The organism is Stenotrophomonas sp. 220_Sma (assembly GCF_056487375.1).
Map to the genome: position 1 here is coordinate 4,755,310 of NZ_CM151348.1, position 20,272 is coordinate 4,775,581.

Below are 20,272 nucleotides of genomic sequence, written 5' to 3' on the forward strand. Positions count from 1 at the left end.
GTGGTGGCCGCGCCCGGAACATGTCCGTGGCCGGGCGGGTAGGTTGCGCAGGGGCGTGAGCCGCATGGATGCGGCGACCGAGCTTACATGGATGTACTTGCAGCGTCCCCTGCGCGGCCTACCCGCCCGGCCAACCCCAGTGAACAGTGCATTCCGCGAACCACCACGAGGGGCTCCGCCGTTGGCCGCAATCTCCGGCACAATCGCACTCCTGATTCCCCAGAAAACGGTGAACGTGCAATGCGCATCCTGATCCTCGGCGCCGGCGGTACCGGCGGTTACTTCGGCGGTCGCCTGGCTCAGGCTGGCGTGGACGTGACCTTCCTGGTGCGCCCCGCACGCGCCGCCCAGCTGGACCGCGATGGCCTGGTCATCCGCAGCCCGCTCGGCGACGCCAGTTTCCCGGTGCAGCACGTCACCGCCGATGCGCTCCCGGCATTGGCCGCGCAGAAGCCGTTCGACCTGGTCATCCTCAGCTGCAAGGCCTACGACCTGGACAGCTCGATCGATGCCATCGCGCCGGCAGTCGGTGCGAACACCACCGTGCTGCCGATCCTCAACGGCCTGCATCACTACAACGCGCTGGACCTGCGCTTCGGCCGCGACGCTGTGCTCGGTGGCCTATGCTTCATCAGCGCCACCAAGGCCCCCGACGGCGCCGTGCTGCACCTGGGCAAGCCGGCCAAGCTCACCTTCGGCGAACGCGATGGCGGTGCGATCTCCACGCGCGTGCGTACCTTCGCCGCCGCCTGCGTGCAGGCCAACCTCGATCATCTGGCCAGCGAGCATATCGGCCAGGAACAGTGGATCAAGTACACCTTCCTGACCGCACTGGCCGCCGCTACCTGCCTGCTGCGTGCGGATATCGGCAGCATCGTCGCCACCGATGATGGCGAGGCGATCGTGCGTGGCCTGTACGACGAATGCCTGGCCGTGGCCGAAGCTGCCGGTGAGCCGATTCCCGATGCTGCGCAGGACACCGCACGCGGCACCCTGACCCAGGCCGGCTCTGCGTTGAAGGCTTCGATGCTGCGCGATCTGGAAGCCGGCCAGCAGGTGGAGGCAGAACAGATCGTCGGCGACATGCTGGCGCGCGCGCGCAAGGCCGACCAGGAAGCCCTGCTGCTGCAGGTCGCCTACAGCAGCCTGCAGGCCTACCAGGCGCTGCGCAGCGCGTGAGCGCCGCGTTGCAGACCAACGCGCTGCCGGCGCGGGTGCTGATCCTCGGCATGGGCTGGAGCGGGTGCGTGCTGGCTACGCATCTGCGGGCGTTGGGCGTACGCGTGGCCGGCACGGTGCGCGACCCGGCGTCGGCACCGCACGATGGCCTGCCGCGCCATCAGCTGCGAGCTGACATGCCACCGTCGCCCGCCCTGCTCGATGAGATCGCGCAGGCCGAGGCCGTGCTGTGCAGCGTGCCGCCCGATGCCGAGGGTGACCCGGCACTGCGTCTGCTGCTGCCGGCACTGCAGGAAAGTCCAACACTTCGCTGGGTGGGCTATCTGTCATCCACGTCGGTCTATGCCGATCGGGCCGGCGGCTGGGTCAACGAAACCAGCGTGGCCGATGCTACTGAAACGACCGGCATGCAACGCAGACGCGCCGAGGACCAGTGGCGTGCGCTGGCGGAGCAGCGCGGTATCGCCTCGGCGGTATTCCGCCTGCCCGGCCTGTACGGGCCGGGACGCAATGCGCTGCTGCAGCTGGCACAGGGACGTGCGCGCCACGTAGTGCGTCCAGGGTTGGTATTCAACCGCCTGCACGTGGATGACCTGGCAACGGTCGTTACCGCATCGATGCAGCGGCCGTGTGTGGATGGGCTGTATCTGCCGGCCGACGACGTGCCGGCACCGCCGCAGCAGGTACTGGCCTTCGCCGCGCAGCTGGGCGGGTTTGCGATGCCACCTGCCATGCCCTGGGACGATCCGGCGCTGAGCCCGACACTGCGGCGCTTCTACGAGAGCAGCAAGCGCATCGACAGCACCAGTACGCGCGAGGCGCTGGGCTGGGAGCCGCGCTTCCCGACGTATCGGGAAGGGCTGCGCGGGCTGCTGGAAGCACTCTGACCCGCTTGTAGAGTCGAGCTTGCTCGACTGCTTCTGCACGGCAGTCGAGCAAGCTCGACTCTACGACACACGGTCGCCGCGTTCGACGCGACGAAGGGAATCAACCCGCGTCCGGCAGGCGGAAGAACGTACGCGTCGCGGCAGTTGCATTCGCGGCGGTCACCGCCACGTCTTCGCCACGGTCGCGCGCCAGTTCTTCCACGATGTGCGAGAGGAACATCGGTTCGTTGCGGCGGTCCTTCGGCATCGGTTTCAGCGTGCGCGGCAGCAGGTATGGCGCGTCGGTCTCGATCATCAACCGGTTGGCCGGGATGTTCTTCACCAGTTCGCGCAGGTGCGCGCCACGGCGCTCGTCGCACAGCCAGCCGGTGATGCCGATGTACCAGTCCTGGTCCAGGTAGTCGAACAGCTCGTCACGCTCACCGGTGAAGCAATGCACCACCGCCGGGCCGACACGGCCTTCGAAGTTCTTCATCTGTGCCATGAAATCGGCATGCGCGTCGCGCTGGTGCAGGAACAGCGGCTTGCCGTTGTCTGCGGCCAGCTGCAGCTGGCGTTCGAACGCGCGGTGCTGGGCCGGGCGCGGCGAGAAGTCACGGAAGTAGTCCAGCCCGCACTCGCCCACCGCCACCACTTCCGGGTGGGCATGCAGCGCGCGCATCTCGGCGTCGCATTCCTCGGTGTATTCCACCGCATGGTGCGGGTGCACGCCGGCGGTCGCATACAGGAAGCCCGGGTGCTGCTGCGCCAGCTGCAGGGCCAGTGGCGAGTGCTCGCGGCTGGCACCGGTGATGACCATCTGCACCACGCCGGCCTGGCGCGCGCGGTCCAGCACGGCATCGCGGTCGCGGTCGAAGGAGTCGTGGGTCAGGTTGGCGCCGATATCGATCAGGTGCATGGTCATCGCGGGGGAAAAGTGCCCGCGCATTGTACCTGCGGCTGCCATGGCCCTTTATCCTTTGCACATGAACGCCCCGCTCTTCCCGATTTCCCCGCTGTTGCCGCAGATCCAGCAGCACCTGGCCACGCAGCCGAGGCTGGTGCTGGAGGCGCCGCCCGGCGCCGGCAAGACCACCCAGGTGCCACTGGCGCTGCTCGATGCACCGTGGCTGCAGGGGCGGAAGATCATCCTGCTGGAACCGCGCCGGGTCGCCGCACGCAGCGCCGCGCTGTTCATGGCGCGGCAGCTGGGCGAAGAGGTGGGCGGCACCGTCGGCTACCGCATCCGCTTCGAGAACAAGGTCTCGTCGCGCACCCGCATCGAGGTGGTTACCGAAGGCATCCTGACCCGCATGCTGCAGGACGACCCGATGCTGGAAACGGTCGGCGCGATCCTGTTCGATGAATTCCACGAGCGCCATCTCAGCGGTGATCTCGGCCTGGCGCTGGCGCTGGACGTGCAGGCACAGCTGCGCGATGACCTGCGCCTGGTGGTGATGTCGGCGACGCTGGATGGTGAGCGCCTGGCCCGCTTCCTCGATGCACCGCGCCTGAGCAGCGAAGGCCGCAGCTACCCGGTGGCGATCAGCCATTTCCCGGCGCGCCGCGATGAGGCGCTGGAACTGCAGGTGCGCCGCGCGGTGCAGCAGGCCCTGGCTGAATATCGCGGTGACCTGCTGGTGTTCCTGCCCGGCCAGCGCGAGATCGCGCGGGTGCAGGCCGGGCTGCAGGAATCGCTGGATGCCGGCGTGGAAGTGCTGGCTCTGCACGGTGAGCTGCCAGTGGAACAGCAGGCGCGGGTATTGCAGGCGTCCAGTGATGGCCGCCGCCGCGTGGTGCTGGCCACCAACGTCGCCGAGTCCTCGGTGACGCTACCCGGCGTGCGCGTGGTGATCGACAGCGGCCAGGCACGCGAGCCGCGCTACGACCCCAACAGCGGCTTCACCCGGCTGGACGTGGTGGCCATCGCGCAGGCATCGGCCGACCAGCGCGCGGGCCGCGCCGGCCGTGTCGCCGAGGGCGTGGCGTGGCGGCTGTGGCCGCAGTCGCAGCGGCTGGAGCCGCAGCGCCGCGCCGAAATCGATCAGGTCGAGCTGGCCGGACTGGCGCTGGAACTGGCCGCCTGGGGCAGCAGCGACCTGCGCTTCCTCGATCCGCCACCGGCCGGCCCGATGGGTGCCGCCCGCGAACTGCTGCAGCGGCTCGGCGCGCTGTCCAGCAGCGGTGCGATCACCGCACTTGGCCGCCGTGTGCTGGCGCTGGGCACGCATCCGCGGATGGCGGCGATGCTGCTGGCCGCGCCCGATGCCCGCGCACAGGCGCTGGCCGCCGATCTGGCCGCCCTGCTGGAGGCGCGCGATCCGTTGCGCCAGGGCGGTGATGCGCTGGCCGCGCGTTGGCGTGCGCTGGCGGCATTCCGCAATGGCCGCGCACCGGGCGACGCCAACCGCAGCGGCCTGGCCGCGATTGATGCCGCCGCCAAACAGTGGCGTCGCCGCCTGCGCTGCGATGCCGCACCGCCGGCCAGCATCGAAGCCCATGAACTCGGTGACCTGCTCGCGCACGCCTTCCCCGACCGCATCGGTGTCCAGCACCCCAGCGACCCACTGCGCTACCTGCTGGCCAATGGCCGCAGCACGCGCCTGCACGAATTGAGTGACCTGCGCGGCGAACCGTGGCTGGTGGCCAGCGAGCTTCGCTTTGAGGCACGCGATGCGCTGCTGCTGCGTGCCGCACCGGTGGATGAAGGCCAGCTGCGCAAGGCCTGGCCGGAGCGCTTCGTCACAGAAGACGTGGTGCGCTGGGACAGCGAGCGCCGCGCCCTGGTGGCACTGCGCGAGACCCGTTTCGACCGCCTCGTGCTGGACAGCCGCTCGGCCGGCCGGGTCGATCCGCAGCACGCCGCACAGGCACTGACCGACGCGGTGGCCGAACTTGGCCTGCAGGCGCTGCCGTGGACCGAGGGCCTGCGCCAATGGCAGGCACGCGTGGAGTCGCTGCGGCGCTGGATGCCCGAGCTCGGCCTGCCCGACTGCAGCGACGACGCCCTGCTGGCCACGCGTGCGCAATGGCTGCAGCCCGCGTTCGCCGGCAAGAGCCGCCTGGATGCGCTGGACGAGTCCAGCTTCGGCGAAGCGCTGAAGTCGCCCCTGGAGTGGTCACAGCGTCAGCTGGTCGAGCGTCATGCACCGACCCGCATCTCCGTGCCCTCCGGGCTGGAGCGGCCGATCACCTACGCGCTGGACAGCGAGAGCGGCGAACCGCTGCCGCCGGTGCTGGCGGTGAAACTGCAGGAACTGTTCGGCCTGGCCGACACGCCGCGCATCGCCGATGGCCGCGTCCCGCTGACCCTGCACCTGCTCTCGCCCGGTGGCCGCCCGCTGCAGGTCACCCAGGACCTGCGCAATTTCTGGGAAAACACCTACGCGGAAGTGAAAAAGGAAATGAAGGGCCGCTACCCGCGCCATCCGTGGCCGGATGACCCGTGGACGGCGACGGCCACCCATCGGGCCAAGCCGCGCGGGACCTGACCGATGGGGCCGGCTGCGGACCCTGCCTGATCCTGAATGGCTGCGGTAAAGTCACGCCACGTGTGACCTCGACTGACATACCGTTTACGGGCAACACGCGACACTGGACTTCGACCCGAGGCAAAGGACCCCCGCATGAGCAAGCTGACCGTAATCACCGACCGCGCTCTGGAGCGCGCCCTGGAGCTGGCCCACACCGCCGGCGATGGCCTGAAGAGCGCCGGTGGCAGCCTGCGCAATGCGGACTGGATCAAGACCGGCGCCGCCATCGGCGCAGTGAAGACCGGCGGCAAGGCCGCAACCAAGTTCGTGCGCCGCAATCCGGCAGTGGCCGTGGCCGCCGCTGCGGTCGGTGTAGGCCTGCTCGGCTACGCGCTGTACCGCAAGCAGCAGAAGAAGAAGGCAGCCAATGGCCACGTGGTGAATGGCCAGGCGCAGCGCATCAACGCACGTGACCGCCGCAACGACACCGTGGTGGACGAGCACAGCGATATCGGCAGCGACGCCTGAGCCTGCCGGGGTCGGATCCTTTCCACAGGAAGGACTCTGACCCCAAGGCACTACATGAGGGCCGGACACCGGAAGGTATCCGGCCCTTTCTGCATCAACCGATCTGCCGCCACTGCCCCGGCTGCAGGTCGTCCAGCCGGTAAGGCCCCATCGACACGCGGACCAGCCGCAGCGTCGGCAGGCTCACCGCCGCGGTCATCCGCCGCACCTGCCGGTTGCGGCCTTCCCGGATCGTGATCGCCAGCCAGGCGTCGGGCACGGTCTTGCGGACGCGCACCGGCGGATCGCGTGTCCACAGCGACGGCGCCGGATCGAGGCGCTCGATCTTCGCCGGCAGGGTCGGCCCGTCATTGAGCACCACGCCGTCGCGCAGCTGTTGCAGCTGTTCGTCGCTGGGCATGCCTTCCACCTGCACCCAGTAGGTCTTGTCAGCCTTGTGCTTCGGGTCGGTCAGCTTGTGCGCCAGCGTACCGTTGTCGGTCAGCAGCAGCAGGCCTTCGCTGTCATGGTCCAGGCGACCGGCGGCATACACGCGCGGCGGCAGGCCGAACCCGGCCAGGGTCGGCCGCGGCGGCACGCTGCGGTCGGTGAACTGGCAGAGCACGTTGAAGGGCTTGTTGAAGGCGATCAGCATTGCGGGCACGGCAGTCGGCGGGTGGGGCATTGTCCCATGCCGCGTGCGGCGGCTCGAAAGGTGCCGGTCAAGTCGGCCGGCATAGCCCATGCCCGGCTGCGCTTTCCTGCGACCACGAACACGAAGGGCTCAGCCGAATACCTTCCACTGCAGCAGGAACGACCCCAGCACCAACACGAAACCGCATGCCGTGACGACATTGGCCCGGCGACGCAGCGCCGCGGGTGGCGGACAGGTCATGCGGGCGCGTTCGTCCAGCACCCCGCCAAAGAACAGCACCGCAAAACCCGTCGCTCCCAGCAGGTCGTAAGCATGCCCACCGTGGTACACAAAGTCATACAGCCGCGGCAGCACCAGCACCGCGATGACGATATACAGCACCTTCTTCAACGGTCCATGTCCTTGAATTCGATTGGACTCCGGCGCATGGCCGGACCTGGGGCCAGCCATACGTTGCGCTGCGCGCGGTGAGCGTGGTTGCGGCTGCGCTTTCCTGCCGCCCCAATCTCGGCCGGCTCAGCCGAAAACCTTCCATTCCAGCAGGAACGAGCCCAGCACCAGTGCGATGCCGCACGCGGCGATGACATTGGCCCGCCGCCGCAGGCCTGCGGCCGGCGGGTCGGCCTTGCGCGAACGTTCCTCCAGAAGGGCACCCGCGAACAGCACGGCAAACCCTACCGTCGCCATCAGATCGTGGGCATGACCACCGTAGAACACAAAATCGATCAACCGCCCCAGCACCAGCACCGCGACAGCGATGTAAAAGATCTTCTTCAACAATTCATGTCCTTGCATACGATCGAATTCCGGCGCATGGCCGGTCTTGGGACCAGCCATGCGCCGCGCTACGCGCGATGAGCCGAGCATGGGCTCGGCTCTACAGAGTCAACATGCGCCAGCCCGGCACCACCCCTTACGGCTTGATGAAGCGCAGGGTCATGCGGTCGCTTTCGCCAATGGCCTGGTACTTCGCATCATCGGCCTTGTCATGCTGGTTGGTCGGCGGCAGCGTCCACACACCGTTCGGGTGGTCCTTGGTATCGCGCGGGTTGGCGTTGACCTCGCTGCGCGCATCCAGCTTGAAGCCGGCGGCTTCGGCCATCGCAATCACCTGCTGCTGGCCGACATAGCCGGTGTCATCGTTATCGGCCACGTCGGCCTTGGCGCGGTGCTCAACCACACCCAGCACACCGCCCGGCTTGAGCACGTTGAAGAAGCCCTGGAACATGCCCTGCGCCTGGCCGGCCTTGCGCCAGTTGTGCACGTTGCGGAAGGTCAGCACCACGTCGGCTGAACCGGCCGGGCCGAACACCGGCTTGGCCGGATCGTAGGCGACCACGGCGGTCTTGCCGAACTGTGCCGGTGCACCGGCGTACTTCTTTTCCAGGCTGTCGCGGCTGCGCTGCTGGTAGTCACGGCCGCGGCCCTCGGGCACCGCCATCGGGTCGACCACGGCGGCAACATAGTGGCCCTTGTCCTGCAGCAGCGGCGCCAGGATCTCCGAGTACCAGCCGTTGCCGGGGGTGATCTCGATGACGGTCTTTTCCGGCGTCACCTTGAAGAACGACAGCGTCTGCGCCGGATGACGGAAGCCATCGCGCTTGACGTTGTTGGCATCACGGGTCGACGCCTTCACCGCCGCATCGATGGCCGGTGACACCTGGATCTTCGCCGGCGCCACCGTGGCCGGTGCGGCGAACGCGGGAACAGCGGCAAGCAGGGCCGAAGCAAGCAGCAGGCGGCAACCACGCAGGGACGAAGCAGGCATCATCGGAGCGACTCCAGCGGAAGATGCGGCGAGACTAGCAGCCGCGGCGTCCCAGGTGTTCACAAAACGTTAGCTGCGTGCGTATCGCGGAACACTGTTTTGTGGTCACCGCCGCAGCACGGTCACACAACGCGTTTTATTCTGGAGCACTTCCCCCAAGGAGTCCGTGCCCATGACGGCAACCCGCGAACTGGGCCGTTCCGGCCTGCATGTACGTCCGCTCGCCTTCGGTGGCAACGTGTTCGGCTGGAGCGCCGATGAGAAGGCCAGCTTCGCCCTGCTCGATGCCTTCGTCGATGCCGGCTTCAACCTGGTCGACACCGCCGATGTGTATTCGGCCTGGGTGCCGGGCAATGCCGGCGGCGAATCGGAAACGCTGATCGGCAAGTGGTTCGCCCGCAGCGGCAAGCGCGACAAGGTGGTGCTGGCAACCAAGGTGGCCAAGTGGGCCGAACGCCCCGGCCTGACCCCGGACAACATCAATGCCGCGGTGGAAGATTCGCTGCGCCGCCTGCAGACCGACGTGATCGATCTGTACCAGGCCCATGAAGACGATGAATCCACGCCGCTGGAAGCGACCCTGGCCGCGTTCGGGCGCCTGATCGAAGCCGGCAAGGTGCGTGCGATCGGTGCGTCCAACTACAGCGCCACGCGCCTGGCCGATGCGCTGAAGGTATCCACCGACTACAAACTGCCACGCTACGAAACCCTGCAGCCGGAGTACAACCTGTATGACCGCGCCGGCTACGAAAAGGAACTGGAACCGCTGGTGCAGCGCGAACAGATCGGGGTGATCGGCTACTACGCGCTGGCCAGTGGCTTCCTCAGCGGCAAATACCGCACGCCGGCCGATGCGGCCAAGAGCCCGGCGCGTGGCGAGAACGTGGTGAAGCGCTATCTGAATCCGCGTGGCCTGCGCATCCTGCAGGCGCTGGATGACGTGGCCAGCAAGCACAGCGCCAGTGCCGCGCAGATCGCACTGGCATGGCAGATCGCACGGCCGTCAATCACCGCGCCGATCGTCAGCGCCACCAGCGTCGAGCAGCTGCACGATCTGTTGGCCGCAGCCAACGTGTCGCTGAGCGTGCAGGATGTCGCGCAGCTGGATGCCGCCAGCGCGGAAGCCTGAGACCCGGTAGTGCCGGCCGCTGGCCGGCATTGCACAGTCCGGTAGTGCCGGCCGCTGGCCGGCATTGCACAGTCCGGTAGTGCCGGCCGCTGGCCGGCATTGCGCGGTAAAGAAGAAAATAATTGAACAAAATGGTTGCGCGCGAGTAAATCGTGGTTTATCGTGCGCACCTCGTTTCAACAACCACTGGAAACTTCCCTTGAACGCGCATTCCGTCGCCATCGCCAAACTGCTGCCATGCCTGCGCATGGACGTGCTGGCGCGCGCGTTCGGCAAGGAAGTCCAGCTGACAACGGCCTGATACCCGCCCTGCGGAGATCGGCCACCCCGATCTCCGAGGCTTGACGACGCCCTCGGAACGCAAGTCCCGGGGGCGTTTTCGTTTGCGTCGGCACAAGGACCCGCGATGCCAGAACTGCACCCCGCGCGGCAACCCGCCGCTCACTGACACAGGTTTTTTCCGCTCCGCCGAAGGATTTACTTCGCGCGAGTGGCGACGCCTGGACATTATCTGCATAGCATCAAAACATTATCGCTCGCGATAATGTCGATGGCCTGCACCCTCGATTCTCCAACCGTCCCGTTTCCACCACGGGCTGGTGCGCGCGGCGTTGCCGTGGCGTATGCCGGAGGTCGCGGACATGCCATCGCCTGGATCGCCTGCTGGAAGCAGGCATCGGTTCGCCGGTACGCGGTTCGATTCCGCGCGGTCCCCAACTGGATAGCTCAGCTTGGTCAGAGCAACGGATCCGTAATCCGTCTGTCGTGGGTTCGATTCCCACTCCAAACCACATGACCTGTCACGTCATGACTTGAAGCAACACCCGGGGCGCAAGCCCCAGCGGCCATCGCCGCCGTCCACGGACAACGCCTTCGGGCAGGAACGTGGAAGGCAACGGACCGCACGCCGGGCCCCGGCCCGCCGCCACTGCCAGCCACGTTCCGCGCCGGTGCTACCTGCCGGGAACGACGATGGCAGCCGTGCCGGTGCACCGAAGGCTCCGCGCGTGGACCGTCCGCCGATGGCCGCCCTCTTCCGCTGCCTGCACGTGGTGTGCAGGCGGCCTCGCCACGACCTGATCGGCCCGGGTCATGGCGATTCATCCGCAACGGGTCGAACCACCAGAGCCATACAAGGAGAGACTCCCATGTTCTGGACCATCAAGGTCGTGATCGGCGACGGCGAGCGCGGCCTGGTGTATCGCAACCGTCGTTTCCAGCAGATCCTGCTGCCGGGCGTGCACCGCCTGTCGCCGTTCGGCGGCCGCCCGCACGTGGACATCCACACCGCATCCAAGGGCGCGGCCTATACCGGCAGCGACCAGGACAGCCTGATCGAAGCGCTGGGCACCGAGCTGGACACGCACTTCGTGCTGGCCAACGTCGGCGCCAGCGAGGTCGGCCTGTTGCTGCGCAACGGCCGCATCGATGAAGTGCTGCCGCCGGGCAGCCGCCGTCTGTACTGGCGGGGTTCGGTCGACACCCAGGTGCGCGTGATGGCGCTGGGTGACGAGCCGCGCATTCCGGCGGACGTGCAGCAGCGCCTGGGCCAGTTGGGCGTGCTGCCGCGTGTGGCAGTGATCAGCACCGTGCCGAGCGAGTCGGTCGGCCTGCTGTTCATCGATGGCACGCTGCGACAGACGCTGGACGCCGGCCTGCACGCGTTCTGGAACTTCAATGGCAACGTGTCGGTGGAGCGTGTGGAGCTGCGTGCGCGTTCGCTGGACGTGTCCGGCCAGGAACTGCTCAGCCGCGACAAGGTGACCCTGCGGGTGAACCTGGCCGCGACCGTGCAGGTGGTCGACCCGGTGCGTGCGCACCGCACGCTCAGCAATGCCGATGAGTTCGTCTACCGGCAGCTGCAGTTCGGCCTGCGCCAGGCAATTGCCGCGCGCAGCCTGGACGAGCTGCTGGGTGACAAGGCGGCACTGGACGGCGAGATCGCTGCGCATGTGCAGGCGGCGATCGAAGGCCACGGCGTGCGGTTGCTCGGCGTCGGCATCAAGGACGTGATCCTGCCGGGTGAGATGAAGGAGATCCTCAACGGTGTGGTGCTGGCCGAGAAGCAGGCCCAGGCCAGCGTGATCCGCCGTCGCGAAGAGGCCAACGCCACGCGTTCGCAACTCAACACCGCAAAGCTGATCGAGGACAACCCGGTGCTGATGCGCTTGAAGGAGCTGGAGGCACTGGAGAAGGTCACCGAGAAGATCGACACGCTCACCGTGTTCGGCGGCCTGGATGGCGTGCTGAAGCAGCTGGTGACGATCAGGTAGGGGGTCGCGGCGGCGCAGGGACGCGCCGCCGGCCCATCAAGGACATACACGAAGACATGGACACTCAACACAACTATCAATGGCTGCACGCCGAGGGCACCACGCCGATCAAGGGCTGGGTCAACGGTGTGCCGCTGGAAGCGCAGGCGCATGAGCAGCTGCGCAACATCGCCGCGATCCCATTCGTTGGGCCGTGGGTGGCCGTGATGCCGGACGTGCACCTGGGCAAGGGCGCGACCGTGGGCTCGGTGATCCCGACCCGCGGTGCGATCATCCCGGCCGCGGTCGGCGTCGACATCGGCTGCGGCATGGCCGCGGTGCGTACAACGCTGCGTGCCAACGACCTGCCCGATGACCTGCGGCAGCTGCGCAACAGCATCGAGCGCAGCATCCCGGTCGGCAACGGCCGTGGCGGCGAGCACCACCGCATGCCCGACAGTATCCACACGCGGCTGGTGCAGTCCGGGCTGGCCGCCGGTCTGGAGAACATCAAGGACAAGCACCGCAGGATCCGCACCGACAAGCTGGACCGCCAGCTGGGTACGCTGGGCGGCGGCAACCACTTCATCGAACTGTGCCTGGACGAGACGGACACGGTGTGGGTGATGCTGCACAGCGGATCGCGCGGCACCGGCAACCTGATCGGCACCTACTTCATCGAGAAGGCGCGCGAGGAGCTGGCCCGGCGCGTGCTCGGCTTCCATCTGCCGGACAAGGACCTGGCGTTCTTCATGGAGGGCGAGCCGCTGTTCGATGACTACGTCGAGGCGGTGTCGTGGGCGCAGGACTATGCCCGGCAGAACCGCGAGGCAATGATGTCGCGGGTGCTGGCCGAGATGCGCCACCGGCTGCCGAAGTTCCAGCTGGCGGCGATGGCGGTGAACTGCCACCACAACTACGTGCAGAAGGAGACGCACCACGGCCAGGAGCTGCTGGTGACGCGCAAGGGCGCGGTCAGTGCCCGCGAGGGCGAGCTGGGCATCATTCCCGGCAGCATGGGCACGCGCAGCTACATCGTGCGTGGCAAGGGCAACGCGGACAGCTTCCACAGCTGCAGCCACGGTGCCGGCCGGGTGATGAGCCGTGGCACGGCGCGCCAGCAGATCACGCTGGCCCAGCACCGCGAGGCCACCGCGCATGTGGAATGCCGCAAGGACAGCGGCGTGCTGGACGAGTCACCGGCGGCGTACAAGTCGATCGATGATGTGATGGCCGCGCAGCTGGACCTGGTGGACGTAGTGCACACGCTGCGGCAGGTGCTGTGCGTGAAGGGATGATGGAGCGGTGCCGGCCTCGGCCGGCACCCACCGTGCCTCAATGGTGCCCGACCACCCTGCAGTAGATCCACGCCATGCGTGGATGAAACGGCGCCGACCAGGGTCGGCATCTACCAGAGCAGCACGTCGCGTCGGGGGTCAGCGCGGCACGCTGTCCTCGGCCACCAGCGCATGATGCACGCCGATCCCCGCACGCACGCCCTCGGCGGTGGCCAGGGTGATATTGCCGACCGTGGTCGCATCGCCTGCGGCATACACGTTCGGCACCGAGGTCTGCTTCATCATGTCGACCTCGATCAGCACCCCCAGCGGGCTCTCGACCAATGTGCACCCCAGCTGCTGCACCAGCGGCGTGGCCATCGCCTGGGTGGCCGGCACGAACAGCGCACGCTGTGCGATGCGGCGGCCGTCGGCCAGCTCCACTTCCAGCCAGGTCGGCTGGTCGCCCTGCACACCCAGCACGGGTGACGTCTCGATGTGCACGCCACGCTGCTGCATGGCGGCGCGTTCCTCATCGGTGATCTCCAGACCCATGCTGAAGAACGTGACATTGCCCCAGTCGGCGAACAGCGGCGCCTTGCTGGCGGACATCGGATGGCCGCCGAGCAGGCCGATGGCACCACCACCGACTTCATAGCCGTGGCAGTAGGGGCAGTGCAGCACGGTGCTGCCCCAGCGCTCGGCCAGTCCGGGCAGTTCCGGCAGCTGATCGGCGATGCCGCTGGCCAGCAGCAGCTTGCGCGCGGCCAGCACCTGGCCATCGGCGGTACGCACTTCCACGCCTTCGGCGGTGGTGCGGGCGTGCTCCACTTCGGCATGCACCCAACGCACCGTGGGGTAGTCCAGCAGCTGCTGACGCGCGGTCTTCAGCAGCTCGGCGCCACTGATGCCATCCAGCCCCAGCACCCCGTGCGAATGACTGGCGAAGCGATTGCGCGGTGAACCGGCATCGATGACGGTGACCGGGCGACGGGCACGGGCCAGGATCAGGCCGGCGGCAATGCCGGCGTAGCTGCCGCCGACGATGAGCACATCAGGATTCATGGTGACCTTCCAGGGAACGGTGATGGGCAAGATGGCGGGCGAAGTCGGCGCCGAGCTGGTCCAGCGTGGTCGCCTGCAGGCGCTGCTCAAGCAGCCGCTGCGCCTCGCGCGCGCCTTCGAGCAGGGCGCTGTTGACCAGCTGCTGGATCGGGCAGCCACCGCCGGAATCGCGAGCGCCGACCTGGACCAGCGGCGGTGCTCCCACCGCCAGATAGATGTCATGCAGGGTGATCGCCGCGGCATCGCGTGCCAGCTGACTGCCGCCGCCGTGACCACGGGTGCTGCGCACCAGGCCGGCCTTGTGCAGCTGTGCCAGCAGACGACGGATCACCACCGGATGGGTCGGCAGGCACGACGCCAGCTGTTCGGACGTGCGCGGGGCGGCATGGCCGACCAGATGCGCCATCACGTGCAGGGCGTCGGAGAGGGGGTTCGCGGATTTCATGTAACAACATTAGTTACATTTAATTCCTCTGTCGAGGGTCTGCTTTCGTTCCATATGGACACATCTGTCCTATGAAACATCTCCTTCACATCACTAAACGAAACGCGAATGTGATCAACATCCCACTTCAGGGCGTGCGCAGCGGGTCGATACCGCAGTGCCCCTTCCCGAGAGTTCTTCCCCATGAATGCGTCTGTCCGTGCTCCGCGCCTGCAGTCCAAGCTGCTCGGCGCGGTTTCTGTTGGTCTGGCTGTGGTCCTGCTGTGCGCTCTGGCCGGCCTGGCCTCCGCCTGGTTGAAGTTGTCCACCGAGGTTCCACCCGAAGTCGCGCACAGCCGCGATGCCGAACGCCTGCAGCGCGAGTTCCGCGGCCAGGTGCAGGAATGGAAGAACGTGCTGCTGCGCGGCCACGACGACGCGTTGCGCCAACGCCACCTGGACGCCTTCGACAGCGAGGGTCGTCTGGTCGAGCAGCTGGCCAAGGGCCTGGTCAGCAGCCCGGATGCACGCACGCGCGAACTGGCGCAGGCCTTCATCGGCCTGCATGCGCAGCTGCAGCAGGACTATCACGCTGCGCTGCAGGCGTTCGCCGAGGCCAGCTACGATCCCGCCGCCGGCGACAACCTCGTGCGCGGCAAGGACCGCCCGGTGGCAACCGCGCTGGATGCGTTGAGTACGCACGCCACGCAGGTGGCCGAAGCGGCGGTAGCGGCCCGTTCGCAGCAGGCGCGGCAGACGCTGCTGCTGTGCGCGGCGCTGACCGTGCTGGCCGCCGTGCTGCTGCTGATGGGCCTGGGCTGGTGGCTGCGGCGTGCGGTGGTGCAGCCGGTGCTGGCGGTGGAAGCCGCTGCGCGTGCAGTGGCCGCCGGTGATCTGCAGCATGTTGTGCAGGTGCGCAGCCGCGATGAGATCGGTCGCCTCGCGCAGGCCATGCAGGCGGTGCAGTCCACGCTGCGCGGTGTGCTCGATGCACAGGCCACGATGGCACAGGCGCATGAAGCCGGCACCATCAGCCACCGCATGGATGCCAGTGCCTTCCCCGGCGCGTTCGGCACGATGGTGGCCGACAGCAACGCGCTGGTCGATGCGCACATCCAGGTAAAGATGCGCGCGATCGCGATCATGGGGCGCTACGCCATCGGCGACCTCAGCCAGGACATGGAACGCCTTCCCGGCGAGAAGGCCGTGATCACCGACGCACTGGATACCGCCAAGGTCAATCTCGGCATGATCAATGGCGAGATCCGCCGCCTGGCCGAAGCCGCTGCCAGGGGTGACTTCAGCCAGCGTGGCGACAGCGCGCGCTTCGAGCATGACTTCCGCGCGATGGTCGACGGCTTGAACCGATTGATGCAGACGACCGAACTGAACCTCGGCGAGGTCTCCAGCATGCTGCGCGCGATTGCCGATGGCCGCCTCGGCGCGCGCATGCATGGCGATTTCCAGGGCGTGTTCGCGCGCATCGCCGGCGATGCCAACACCACCGCCGCGCAGCTGGCGACCATCGTCACCGACATCAAGCACGCCTCCGGCAACATCCACACTGCGGCTGCAGAGATCGCCGCCGGCAACAATGATCTGTCGCGCCGTACCGAGCAGCAGGCGGCCAATCTGGAAGAAACCGCCGCGTCGATGGAAGAACTGACCTCCACCGTGCGCCAGAACGCCGAGCACGCACGCCAGGCCAACCAGCTGGCGATCGGCGCGCACACGGTCGCCTCGCAGGGCGGCAACGTGGTCGGCCAGGTGGTGACGACGATGAGCGCGATCGAAACCTCGTCGCGGCAGATCGCCGAGATCATCAGTGTGATCGATGGCATCGCGTTCCAGACCAACATCCTGGCGCTGAACGCGGCAGTGGAAGCCGCGCGTGCCGGCGAGCAGGGCCGCGGCTTCGCGGTGGTCGCCAGTGAAGTACGCACGCTGGCGCAGCGCTCGGCGGCGGCCGCGAAAGAGATCAAGGCGTTGATCGAAGCGTCGGTGGAACAGGTCGGGCACGGTGCACAGCGCGTGCGCGAGGCCGGTGACACCATGGCCGAGATCGTGGCATCGGTACAGCGCGTGACCGACATCATGGCCGAGATTTCCGCGGCCTCGCAGGAGCAGAGCGCGGGTATCGAGCAGGTCAGCCAGACCGTGATCCAGATGGATGGCACCACCCAGCAGAACGCCGCGCTGGTGGAGGAAGCCAGTGCCGCCGCACGCAGCCTGGAACAACAGGCGAACCGGTTGATCGATGCGGTGGATGTGTTCGATCTGTCGACCACGGCGGCAGCGAAGGACGCGTTGGCGCGCGCGGCCTGATTGATCCGGTTGCCGGCCAGCGGCCGGCACTACCCGTGCGATGTGCCGGCCGCAGGCCGGCAGCGTCCGCCGCCACATGGGTAGCGCCCGACCGTTGGTCGGGCGACGGCAGGATCAGTGCGGACCAACGGTCCGCACCCACCAGCGCAGCCGCGCCCACCGGCGCATGCGGTAGTGCCGGCCGCTGGCCGGCAACCTCAGCGCACGTAATCGCTCTGCGCCATCGCGTCGGCCAGGTAATCCACGAACGAGCTGATCCGCGACGATACGGCGGTGTTGCGGTAATACACCGCATGGATCGGCTGGTACACATCCAGCGTCTGCCCCGCCAGCACCTGCACCAGGGTGCCGGCGCTGCGGTCGCGATCGGTGACGAAGTCAGACAGGCAGGTGATGCCCACACCTTCCACCGCCAGCCGGCGCAACGTCTCGCCACTGGACACGGCGATATCCGGCCGCACCAGCAGCAGCCCATCCGACTCTCCGGGCAGCGGCCAACGGTTGAGTGATTCCGGCTCGTTGAAGCTGAGCAGCGTGTGCTGGCCCAGCGCGGCGACGCTGGCCGGTTCGCCGTGCCTGGCCAGGTAGGCCGGGCTGGCCACCAGCCGCAGCTGGCAGCGGCCCAGCAGCCGCGCATGCAGGGTGGAGTCGGCCAGCGGGCCGATCCGGATCGCCAGATCGGTGCGCCGTTCGAGCAGGTCGATGTAGCGGTCGGAACTGTTCAACTCCAGCTGCACTTCCGGGTAACGCGCGCGATAGCCGGCCACCAGCGGCGCGACCACGTGCAGCACGAACGGCATCGCCGCATCCACGCGCAGGCGCCCCGCCGGGCGCTCGCGGCGCGCCGCCATCTGTTCCTCGGCCGATTCCACCGCATCGATGATCGCGCGCGCATGGCGCAGGAACGCCTCACCCTCGGCAGTCAGGTGCAGGCGGCGGGTGGTGCGGGTCAGCAGGGTGATCCCCAGCTTGTCCTCCAGCCGCCCCAGCGCGCGGCTCACACCCGAGGGCGTCTGCCCCAGCTGCTCGGCGGCAGCACTGATCGAACCGCTGTCGATCACCGAAAGGAACGCCTGCATTTCATCGAGAGTGGTCTTCATGCCCCTATTATTGACTGCACGGCAATAGTGATTGGCGTGAAGACCGGTTTTTCAGCAAAGGTAGGCGGCGCAGACTGCGCAGCCTCTTCCTCCTGCTGGACCCTGTCATGATCCGTGGCATTCCCCTCGCCCTGCTGGCGTTGACCCTCGGTGCCTTTGCCATCGGCACCACCGAATTCGTCATCGTCGGCCTGATCCCGACCATCGCCGGCGACCTGCAGGTCAGCCTGCCCTCGGCCGGCCTGCTGGTCTCGCTGTACGCGCTGGGTGTGGCCATCGGTGCGCCGGTGCTGACTGCGCTGACCGGACGCGTACCGCGCAAGCAACTGCTGGTGGCGCTGATGGTGTTGTTCACGCTCGGCAATGTCGTCGCCTGGATGGCACCCGGCTATACCTCGCTGATCATCGCCCGCATCCTCACCGGCCTGGCGCACGGCGTGTTCTTCTCGATCGGCGCGATCATCGCCACCGCCGTGGTGCCGAAGGAGAAGGCGGCCAGCGCGATCGCCATCATGTTCACCGGCCTGACCGTGGCGCTGGTGACCGGCGTGCCGCTGGGCACCTTCATCGGCCAGCATCTGGGCTGGCGCGCGACCTTCCTGGCGGTGGCCGGCCTCGGCGTGGTCGCCCTGATCGGCGCGCTGCTGTTCGTACCGCGCAACCTGCCGCAGAGTGCGCCGGCGAGCCTCCGCCAGCAGCTTGCCGTGCTCGGCCAGCCACGCCTGCTGCTGGTCTATGCGATGACCGCGCTGGGCTACGGTGGCACCTTCCTGGCCTTCACCTATCTGGCGCCGATCCTGCAGGACGTCACCGGCCTTCCGGCCAACGCCGTGAGCCTGGTGCTGCTGGTGTACGGCGTATCGGTGGCGATCGGCAACCTGTGGGGCGGGCGCATGGCCGACCGCATGGGCCCGGTGCCCGCGCTGAAGCGCATCTTCGGACTGCTGGCATTGGTGCTGTTCGTGCTCACGTTCACTGCCTACAACACCTGGTTGATGCTGCTGACGGTGCTGGCGCTGGGTGCGGTGGCATTCGGCAACGTGCCCGGCCTGCAGGTCTACGTGGTCAAGCAGGCGCAGCGCTATGCACCGCAGGCCACCGACGTGGCATCGGGCCTGAACATTGCCGCGTTCAACGTCGGCATCGCCATGGGCGCCTCGCTGGGCGGTCTGGTGGTGGAGCACATCGGCCTGATGCATACGCCCTGGCTGGGCGCGCTGGTGGTCGTACTGGCCTACGCGCTGACCGTGCTCAGTGGCCGCCTCGACCGCCGCGATGGCGTCGACCACCGCGCCGACGGCATTGCCGCCACCGCGCATTGATCCATGCAATGCACCGTTGCCGGCATGCATACGGTGCCTGTCCTACCCTCTTCCCTCTGCTACTCCCTTCCCCCCGTTGGAGCTTCCCATGACTGTCCCCGCTTTCGGTCTCGGCACCTTCCGCCTCAAAGACCAGACCGTGATCGACTCGGTGCGCAATGCGCTGGAGGTCGGCTACCGCGCCATCGATACCGCGCAGATCTACGGCAATGAAGCCGAAGTCGGCCAGGCCATCGCCGAGTCGGGCGTGCCGCGTGATGATCTGTACTTGACCACCAAGGTGTGGATCACCGAGTTCAAGCGCGATGCGCTGCTGGCCAGCCTGCGTACCAGCCTCGAGAAGCTGCGCACCGACCGCGTCGACCTGGCGCTGATCCACTGGCCGTCGCCGAATGACAAGGTCGATGTGCCGATGGAGGAATACCTGCCGGCACTGGCCGAAGCCAAGGCGCAGGGGCTGACCCGCGAGATCGGCATCTCCAACTTCACCATCGCGCAGACCCGCAAGGCGATCGAGATCCTCGGCGCCGAAGCCATCGCCACCAACCAGATCGAGATCCACCCGTACCTGCAGAACCGCCTGCTGGTGAAGTTCCTGCAGGACAACGGCATCCACATCACCGCCTACATGAGCCTGGCCTATGGCGAAGTGCTGAAGGACCAGGTGATCCAGGCCATTGCCGGCCGCCACCAGGCCACCCCGGCGCAGGTTGCGCTGGCGTGGGCGCTGCAGCAGGGCTTCTCGGTCATTCCGTCGTCGACCAAGCGCGAAAACCTGGCAGCCAACCTGGAAGCAGCGGCCGTACGCCTGACCGACGAAGACATGGCGCAGATCGCCAAGCTGGATCGCGGCCATCGCCTCGCGAATCCGGAAGGGATTGCCCCGGCCTGGGATTGATCCCAACTGGGGTTACGTATCGGAATCGTAGG

The 20,272-nt window shown here is 67.5% G+C and carries 18 protein-coding genes and 1 tRNA gene; 11 read left to right on the forward strand and 8 right to left on the reverse strand.

Translation table 11 applies throughout. The features are described 5' to 3' along the window. The first annotated feature begins 240 nt into the window (after positions 1-240). Together panE and ACZLIB_RS22110 are read left to right on the forward strand one after the other, a co-directional pair. The gene (gene panE, locus ACZLIB_RS22105) at positions 241-1,179 is read left to right on the forward strand and encodes a 2-dehydropantoate 2-reductase (protein ID WP_478468753.1); all 939 of its coding nucleotides are present in this window, start codon (positions 241-243) and stop codon (positions 1,177-1,179) included. Between the two features lie 50 nt (positions 1,180-1,229). Continuing rightward, complete coding sequence (locus tag ACZLIB_RS22110; protein WP_478469958.1) at positions 1,230-2,066, forward strand: Rossmann-fold NAD(P)-binding domain-containing protein; 837 nt, start codon at positions 1,230-1,232, stop codon at positions 2,064-2,066. A gap of 100 nt (positions 2,067-2,166) precedes the next feature. Here the strand turns inward: ACZLIB_RS22110 and ACZLIB_RS22115 are convergent, their stop codons facing one another. Beyond that, entirely contained in the window at positions 2,167-2,964 is a 798-nt protein-coding gene (locus ACZLIB_RS22115; protein ID WP_478469959.1) for a TatD family hydrolase, read from the reverse strand. Between the two features lie 67 nt (positions 2,965-3,031). Between ACZLIB_RS22115 and hrpB the strand changes: the two genes are divergently transcribed. Together hrpB and ACZLIB_RS22125 are read left to right on the forward strand one after the other, a co-directional pair. Then, positions 3,032-5,536, forward strand: coding sequence for an ATP-dependent helicase HrpB (gene hrpB / locus ACZLIB_RS22120; protein WP_478468754.1), 2,505 nt, complete (start codon positions 3,032-3,034; stop codon positions 5,534-5,536). A 135-nt stretch (positions 5,537-5,671) separates the two neighbouring features. Further along, the gene (locus tag ACZLIB_RS22125; protein ID WP_019336760.1) at positions 5,672-6,046 is read left to right on the forward strand and encodes a hypothetical protein; all 375 of its coding nucleotides are present in this window, start codon (positions 5,672-5,674) and stop codon (positions 6,044-6,046) included. Between the two features lie 94 nt (positions 6,047-6,140). Here ACZLIB_RS22125 and ACZLIB_RS22130 read toward each other — a convergent pair whose 3' ends face one another. From ACZLIB_RS22130 to ACZLIB_RS22145, 4 genes are all read right to left on the reverse strand, one after another. Then, complete coding sequence (locus ACZLIB_RS22130; RefSeq protein WP_478469960.1) at positions 6,141-6,680, reverse strand: pseudouridine synthase; 540 nt, start codon at positions 6,678-6,680, stop codon at positions 6,141-6,143. Between the two features lie 129 nt (positions 6,681-6,809). Continuing rightward, positions 6,810-7,061: a hypothetical protein gene (locus tag ACZLIB_RS22135; RefSeq protein ID WP_223224685.1), complete on the reverse strand. Its 252-nt coding sequence runs from the start codon at positions 7,059-7,061 to the stop codon at positions 6,810-6,812. 135 nt (positions 7,062-7,196) lie between these two features. Continuing rightward, positions 7,197-7,517, reverse strand: a complete 321-nt coding sequence (locus ACZLIB_RS22140; RefSeq protein WP_279913128.1) for a hypothetical protein — start codon at positions 7,515-7,517, stop codon at positions 7,197-7,199. A gap of 76 nt (positions 7,518-7,593) precedes the next feature. Further along, positions 7,594-8,451 (reverse strand): class I SAM-dependent methyltransferase, encoded by an 858-nt coding sequence (locus tag ACZLIB_RS22145; RefSeq protein WP_478468756.1) that lies wholly within the window; start codon positions 8,449-8,451, stop codon positions 7,594-7,596. Positions 8,452-8,620: 169 nt separating this feature from the next. On the opposite strand from ACZLIB_RS22145, the gene ACZLIB_RS22150 reads away from it, so the two are divergent. The 4 genes from ACZLIB_RS22150 to ACZLIB_RS22165 all read left to right on the forward strand — a co-directional run bounded on the left by ACZLIB_RS22150 (position 8,621) and on the right by ACZLIB_RS22165 (position 13,127). Continuing rightward, a complete protein-coding gene (locus ACZLIB_RS22150; RefSeq protein ID WP_279913129.1) occupies positions 8,621-9,577 on the forward strand; it encodes an aldo/keto reductase in 957 nt (318 codons plus the stop codon). A 717-nt stretch (positions 9,578-10,294) separates the two neighbouring features. After that, positions 10,295-10,368 (forward strand) — tRNA-Thr (locus ACZLIB_RS22155). A gap of 357 nt (positions 10,369-10,725) precedes the next feature. Then, entirely contained in the window at positions 10,726-11,850 is a 1,125-nt protein-coding gene (locus ACZLIB_RS22160) for a slipin family protein (RefSeq protein ID WP_478468758.1), read from the forward strand. A gap of 56 nt (positions 11,851-11,906) precedes the next feature. Continuing rightward, a complete protein-coding gene (locus ACZLIB_RS22165) occupies positions 11,907-13,127 on the forward strand; it encodes an RtcB family protein (RefSeq protein ID WP_180860594.1) in 1,221 nt (406 codons plus the stop codon). Between the two features lie 138 nt (positions 13,128-13,265). On the opposite strand, the gene ACZLIB_RS22170 is transcribed toward ACZLIB_RS22165, so the two are convergent. Both ACZLIB_RS22170 and ACZLIB_RS22175 read right to left on the reverse strand, forming a co-directional pair. Further along, on the reverse strand, positions 13,266-14,171 hold the full coding sequence (locus ACZLIB_RS22170) for an NAD(P)/FAD-dependent oxidoreductase (protein ID WP_049398662.1): 906 nt from the start codon (positions 14,169-14,171) through the stop codon (positions 13,266-13,268). Next, the gene (locus tag ACZLIB_RS22175) at positions 14,161-14,616 is read right to left on the reverse strand and encodes an Rrf2 family transcriptional regulator (protein ID WP_032129154.1); all 456 of its coding nucleotides are present in this window, start codon (positions 14,614-14,616) and stop codon (positions 14,161-14,163) included. The genes ACZLIB_RS22170 and ACZLIB_RS22175 overlap by 11 nt, the downstream gene beginning before the upstream one ends. Positions 14,617-14,799: 183 nt before the next feature. Here ACZLIB_RS22175 and ACZLIB_RS22180 point away from each other — a divergent pair, with 183 nt between their 5' ends. Then, on the forward strand, positions 14,800-16,920 hold the full coding sequence (locus ACZLIB_RS22180; protein ID WP_478468759.1) for a methyl-accepting chemotaxis protein: 2,121 nt from the start codon (positions 14,800-14,802) through the stop codon (positions 16,918-16,920). A 197-nt stretch (positions 16,921-17,117) separates the two neighbouring features. Here the strand turns inward: ACZLIB_RS22180 and ACZLIB_RS22185 are convergent, their stop codons facing one another. After that, entirely contained in the window at positions 17,118-18,020 is a 903-nt protein-coding gene (locus ACZLIB_RS22185) for a LysR substrate-binding domain-containing protein (protein WP_478468760.1), read from the reverse strand. 107 nt (positions 18,021-18,127) lie between these two features. On the opposite strand from ACZLIB_RS22185, the gene ACZLIB_RS22190 reads away from it, so the two are divergent. Both ACZLIB_RS22190 and dkgB read left to right on the forward strand, forming a co-directional pair. Continuing rightward, the gene (locus ACZLIB_RS22190; RefSeq protein WP_478468761.1) at positions 18,128-19,342 is read left to right on the forward strand and encodes an MFS transporter; all 1,215 of its coding nucleotides are present in this window, start codon (positions 18,128-18,130) and stop codon (positions 19,340-19,342) included. A gap of 88 nt (positions 19,343-19,430) precedes the next feature. Beyond that, entirely contained in the window at positions 19,431-20,240 is an 810-nt protein-coding gene (dkgB, locus tag ACZLIB_RS22195) for a 2,5-didehydrogluconate reductase DkgB (protein ID WP_478468762.1), read from the forward strand. The last annotated feature ends 32 nt before the right edge of the window (positions 20,241-20,272 follow it).

Coding starts and splice junctions, on each gene's coding strand:
- ACZLIB_RS22185 (WP_478468760.1), bottom strand. CDS start 18,020: ATGAAGACCACTCTCGATGAAATGCAGGCGTTCCTTTCGGTGATCGAC.
- hrpB (WP_478468754.1), top strand. CDS start 3,032: ATGAACGCCCCGCTCTTCCCGATTTCCCCGCTGTTGCCGCAGATCCAG.
- dkgB (WP_478468762.1), top strand. CDS start 19,431: ATGACTGTCCCCGCTTTCGGTCTCGGCACCTTCCGCCTCAAAGACCAG.
- ACZLIB_RS22160 (WP_478468758.1), top strand. CDS start 10,726: ATGTTCTGGACCATCAAGGTCGTGATCGGCGACGGCGAGCGCGGCCTG.
- ACZLIB_RS22175 (WP_032129154.1), bottom strand. CDS start 14,616: ATGAAATCCGCGAACCCCCTCTCCGACGCCCTGCACGTGATGGCGCAT.
- ACZLIB_RS22180 (WP_478468759.1), top strand. CDS start 14,800: ATGAATGCGTCTGTCCGTGCTCCGCGCCTGCAGTCCAAGCTGCTCGGC.
- ACZLIB_RS22110 (WP_478469958.1), top strand. CDS start 1,230: ATGGGCTGGAGCGGGTGCGTGCTGGCTACGCATCTGCGGGCGTTGGGC.
- ACZLIB_RS22170 (WP_049398662.1), bottom strand. CDS start 14,171: ATGAATCCTGATGTGCTCATCGTCGGCGGCAGCTACGCCGGCATTGCC.
- ACZLIB_RS22145 (WP_478468756.1), bottom strand. CDS start 8,451: ATGATGCCTGCTTCGTCCCTGCGTGGTTGCCGCCTGCTGCTTGCTTCG.
- ACZLIB_RS22115 (WP_478469959.1), bottom strand. CDS start 2,964: ATGCACCTGATCGATATCGGCGCCAACCTGACCCACGACTCCTTCGAC.
- ACZLIB_RS22190 (WP_478468761.1), top strand. CDS start 18,128: ATGATCCGTGGCATTCCCCTCGCCCTGCTGGCGTTGACCCTCGGTGCC.
- ACZLIB_RS22150 (WP_279913129.1), top strand. CDS start 8,621: ATGACGGCAACCCGCGAACTGGGCCGTTCCGGCCTGCATGTACGTCCG.
- ACZLIB_RS22165 (WP_180860594.1), top strand. CDS start 11,907: ATGGACACTCAACACAACTATCAATGGCTGCACGCCGAGGGCACCACG.
- ACZLIB_RS22125 (WP_019336760.1), top strand. CDS start 5,672: ATGAGCAAGCTGACCGTAATCACCGACCGCGCTCTGGAGCGCGCCCTG.
- ACZLIB_RS22140 (WP_279913128.1), bottom strand. CDS start 7,517: ATGGCTGGTCCCAAGACCGGCCATGCGCCGGAATTCGATCGTATGCAA.
- ACZLIB_RS22130 (WP_478469960.1), bottom strand. CDS start 6,680: ATGCTGATCGCCTTCAACAAGCCCTTCAACGTGCTCTGCCAGTTCACC.
- panE (WP_478468753.1), top strand. CDS start 241: ATGCGCATCCTGATCCTCGGCGCCGGCGGTACCGGCGGTTACTTCGGC.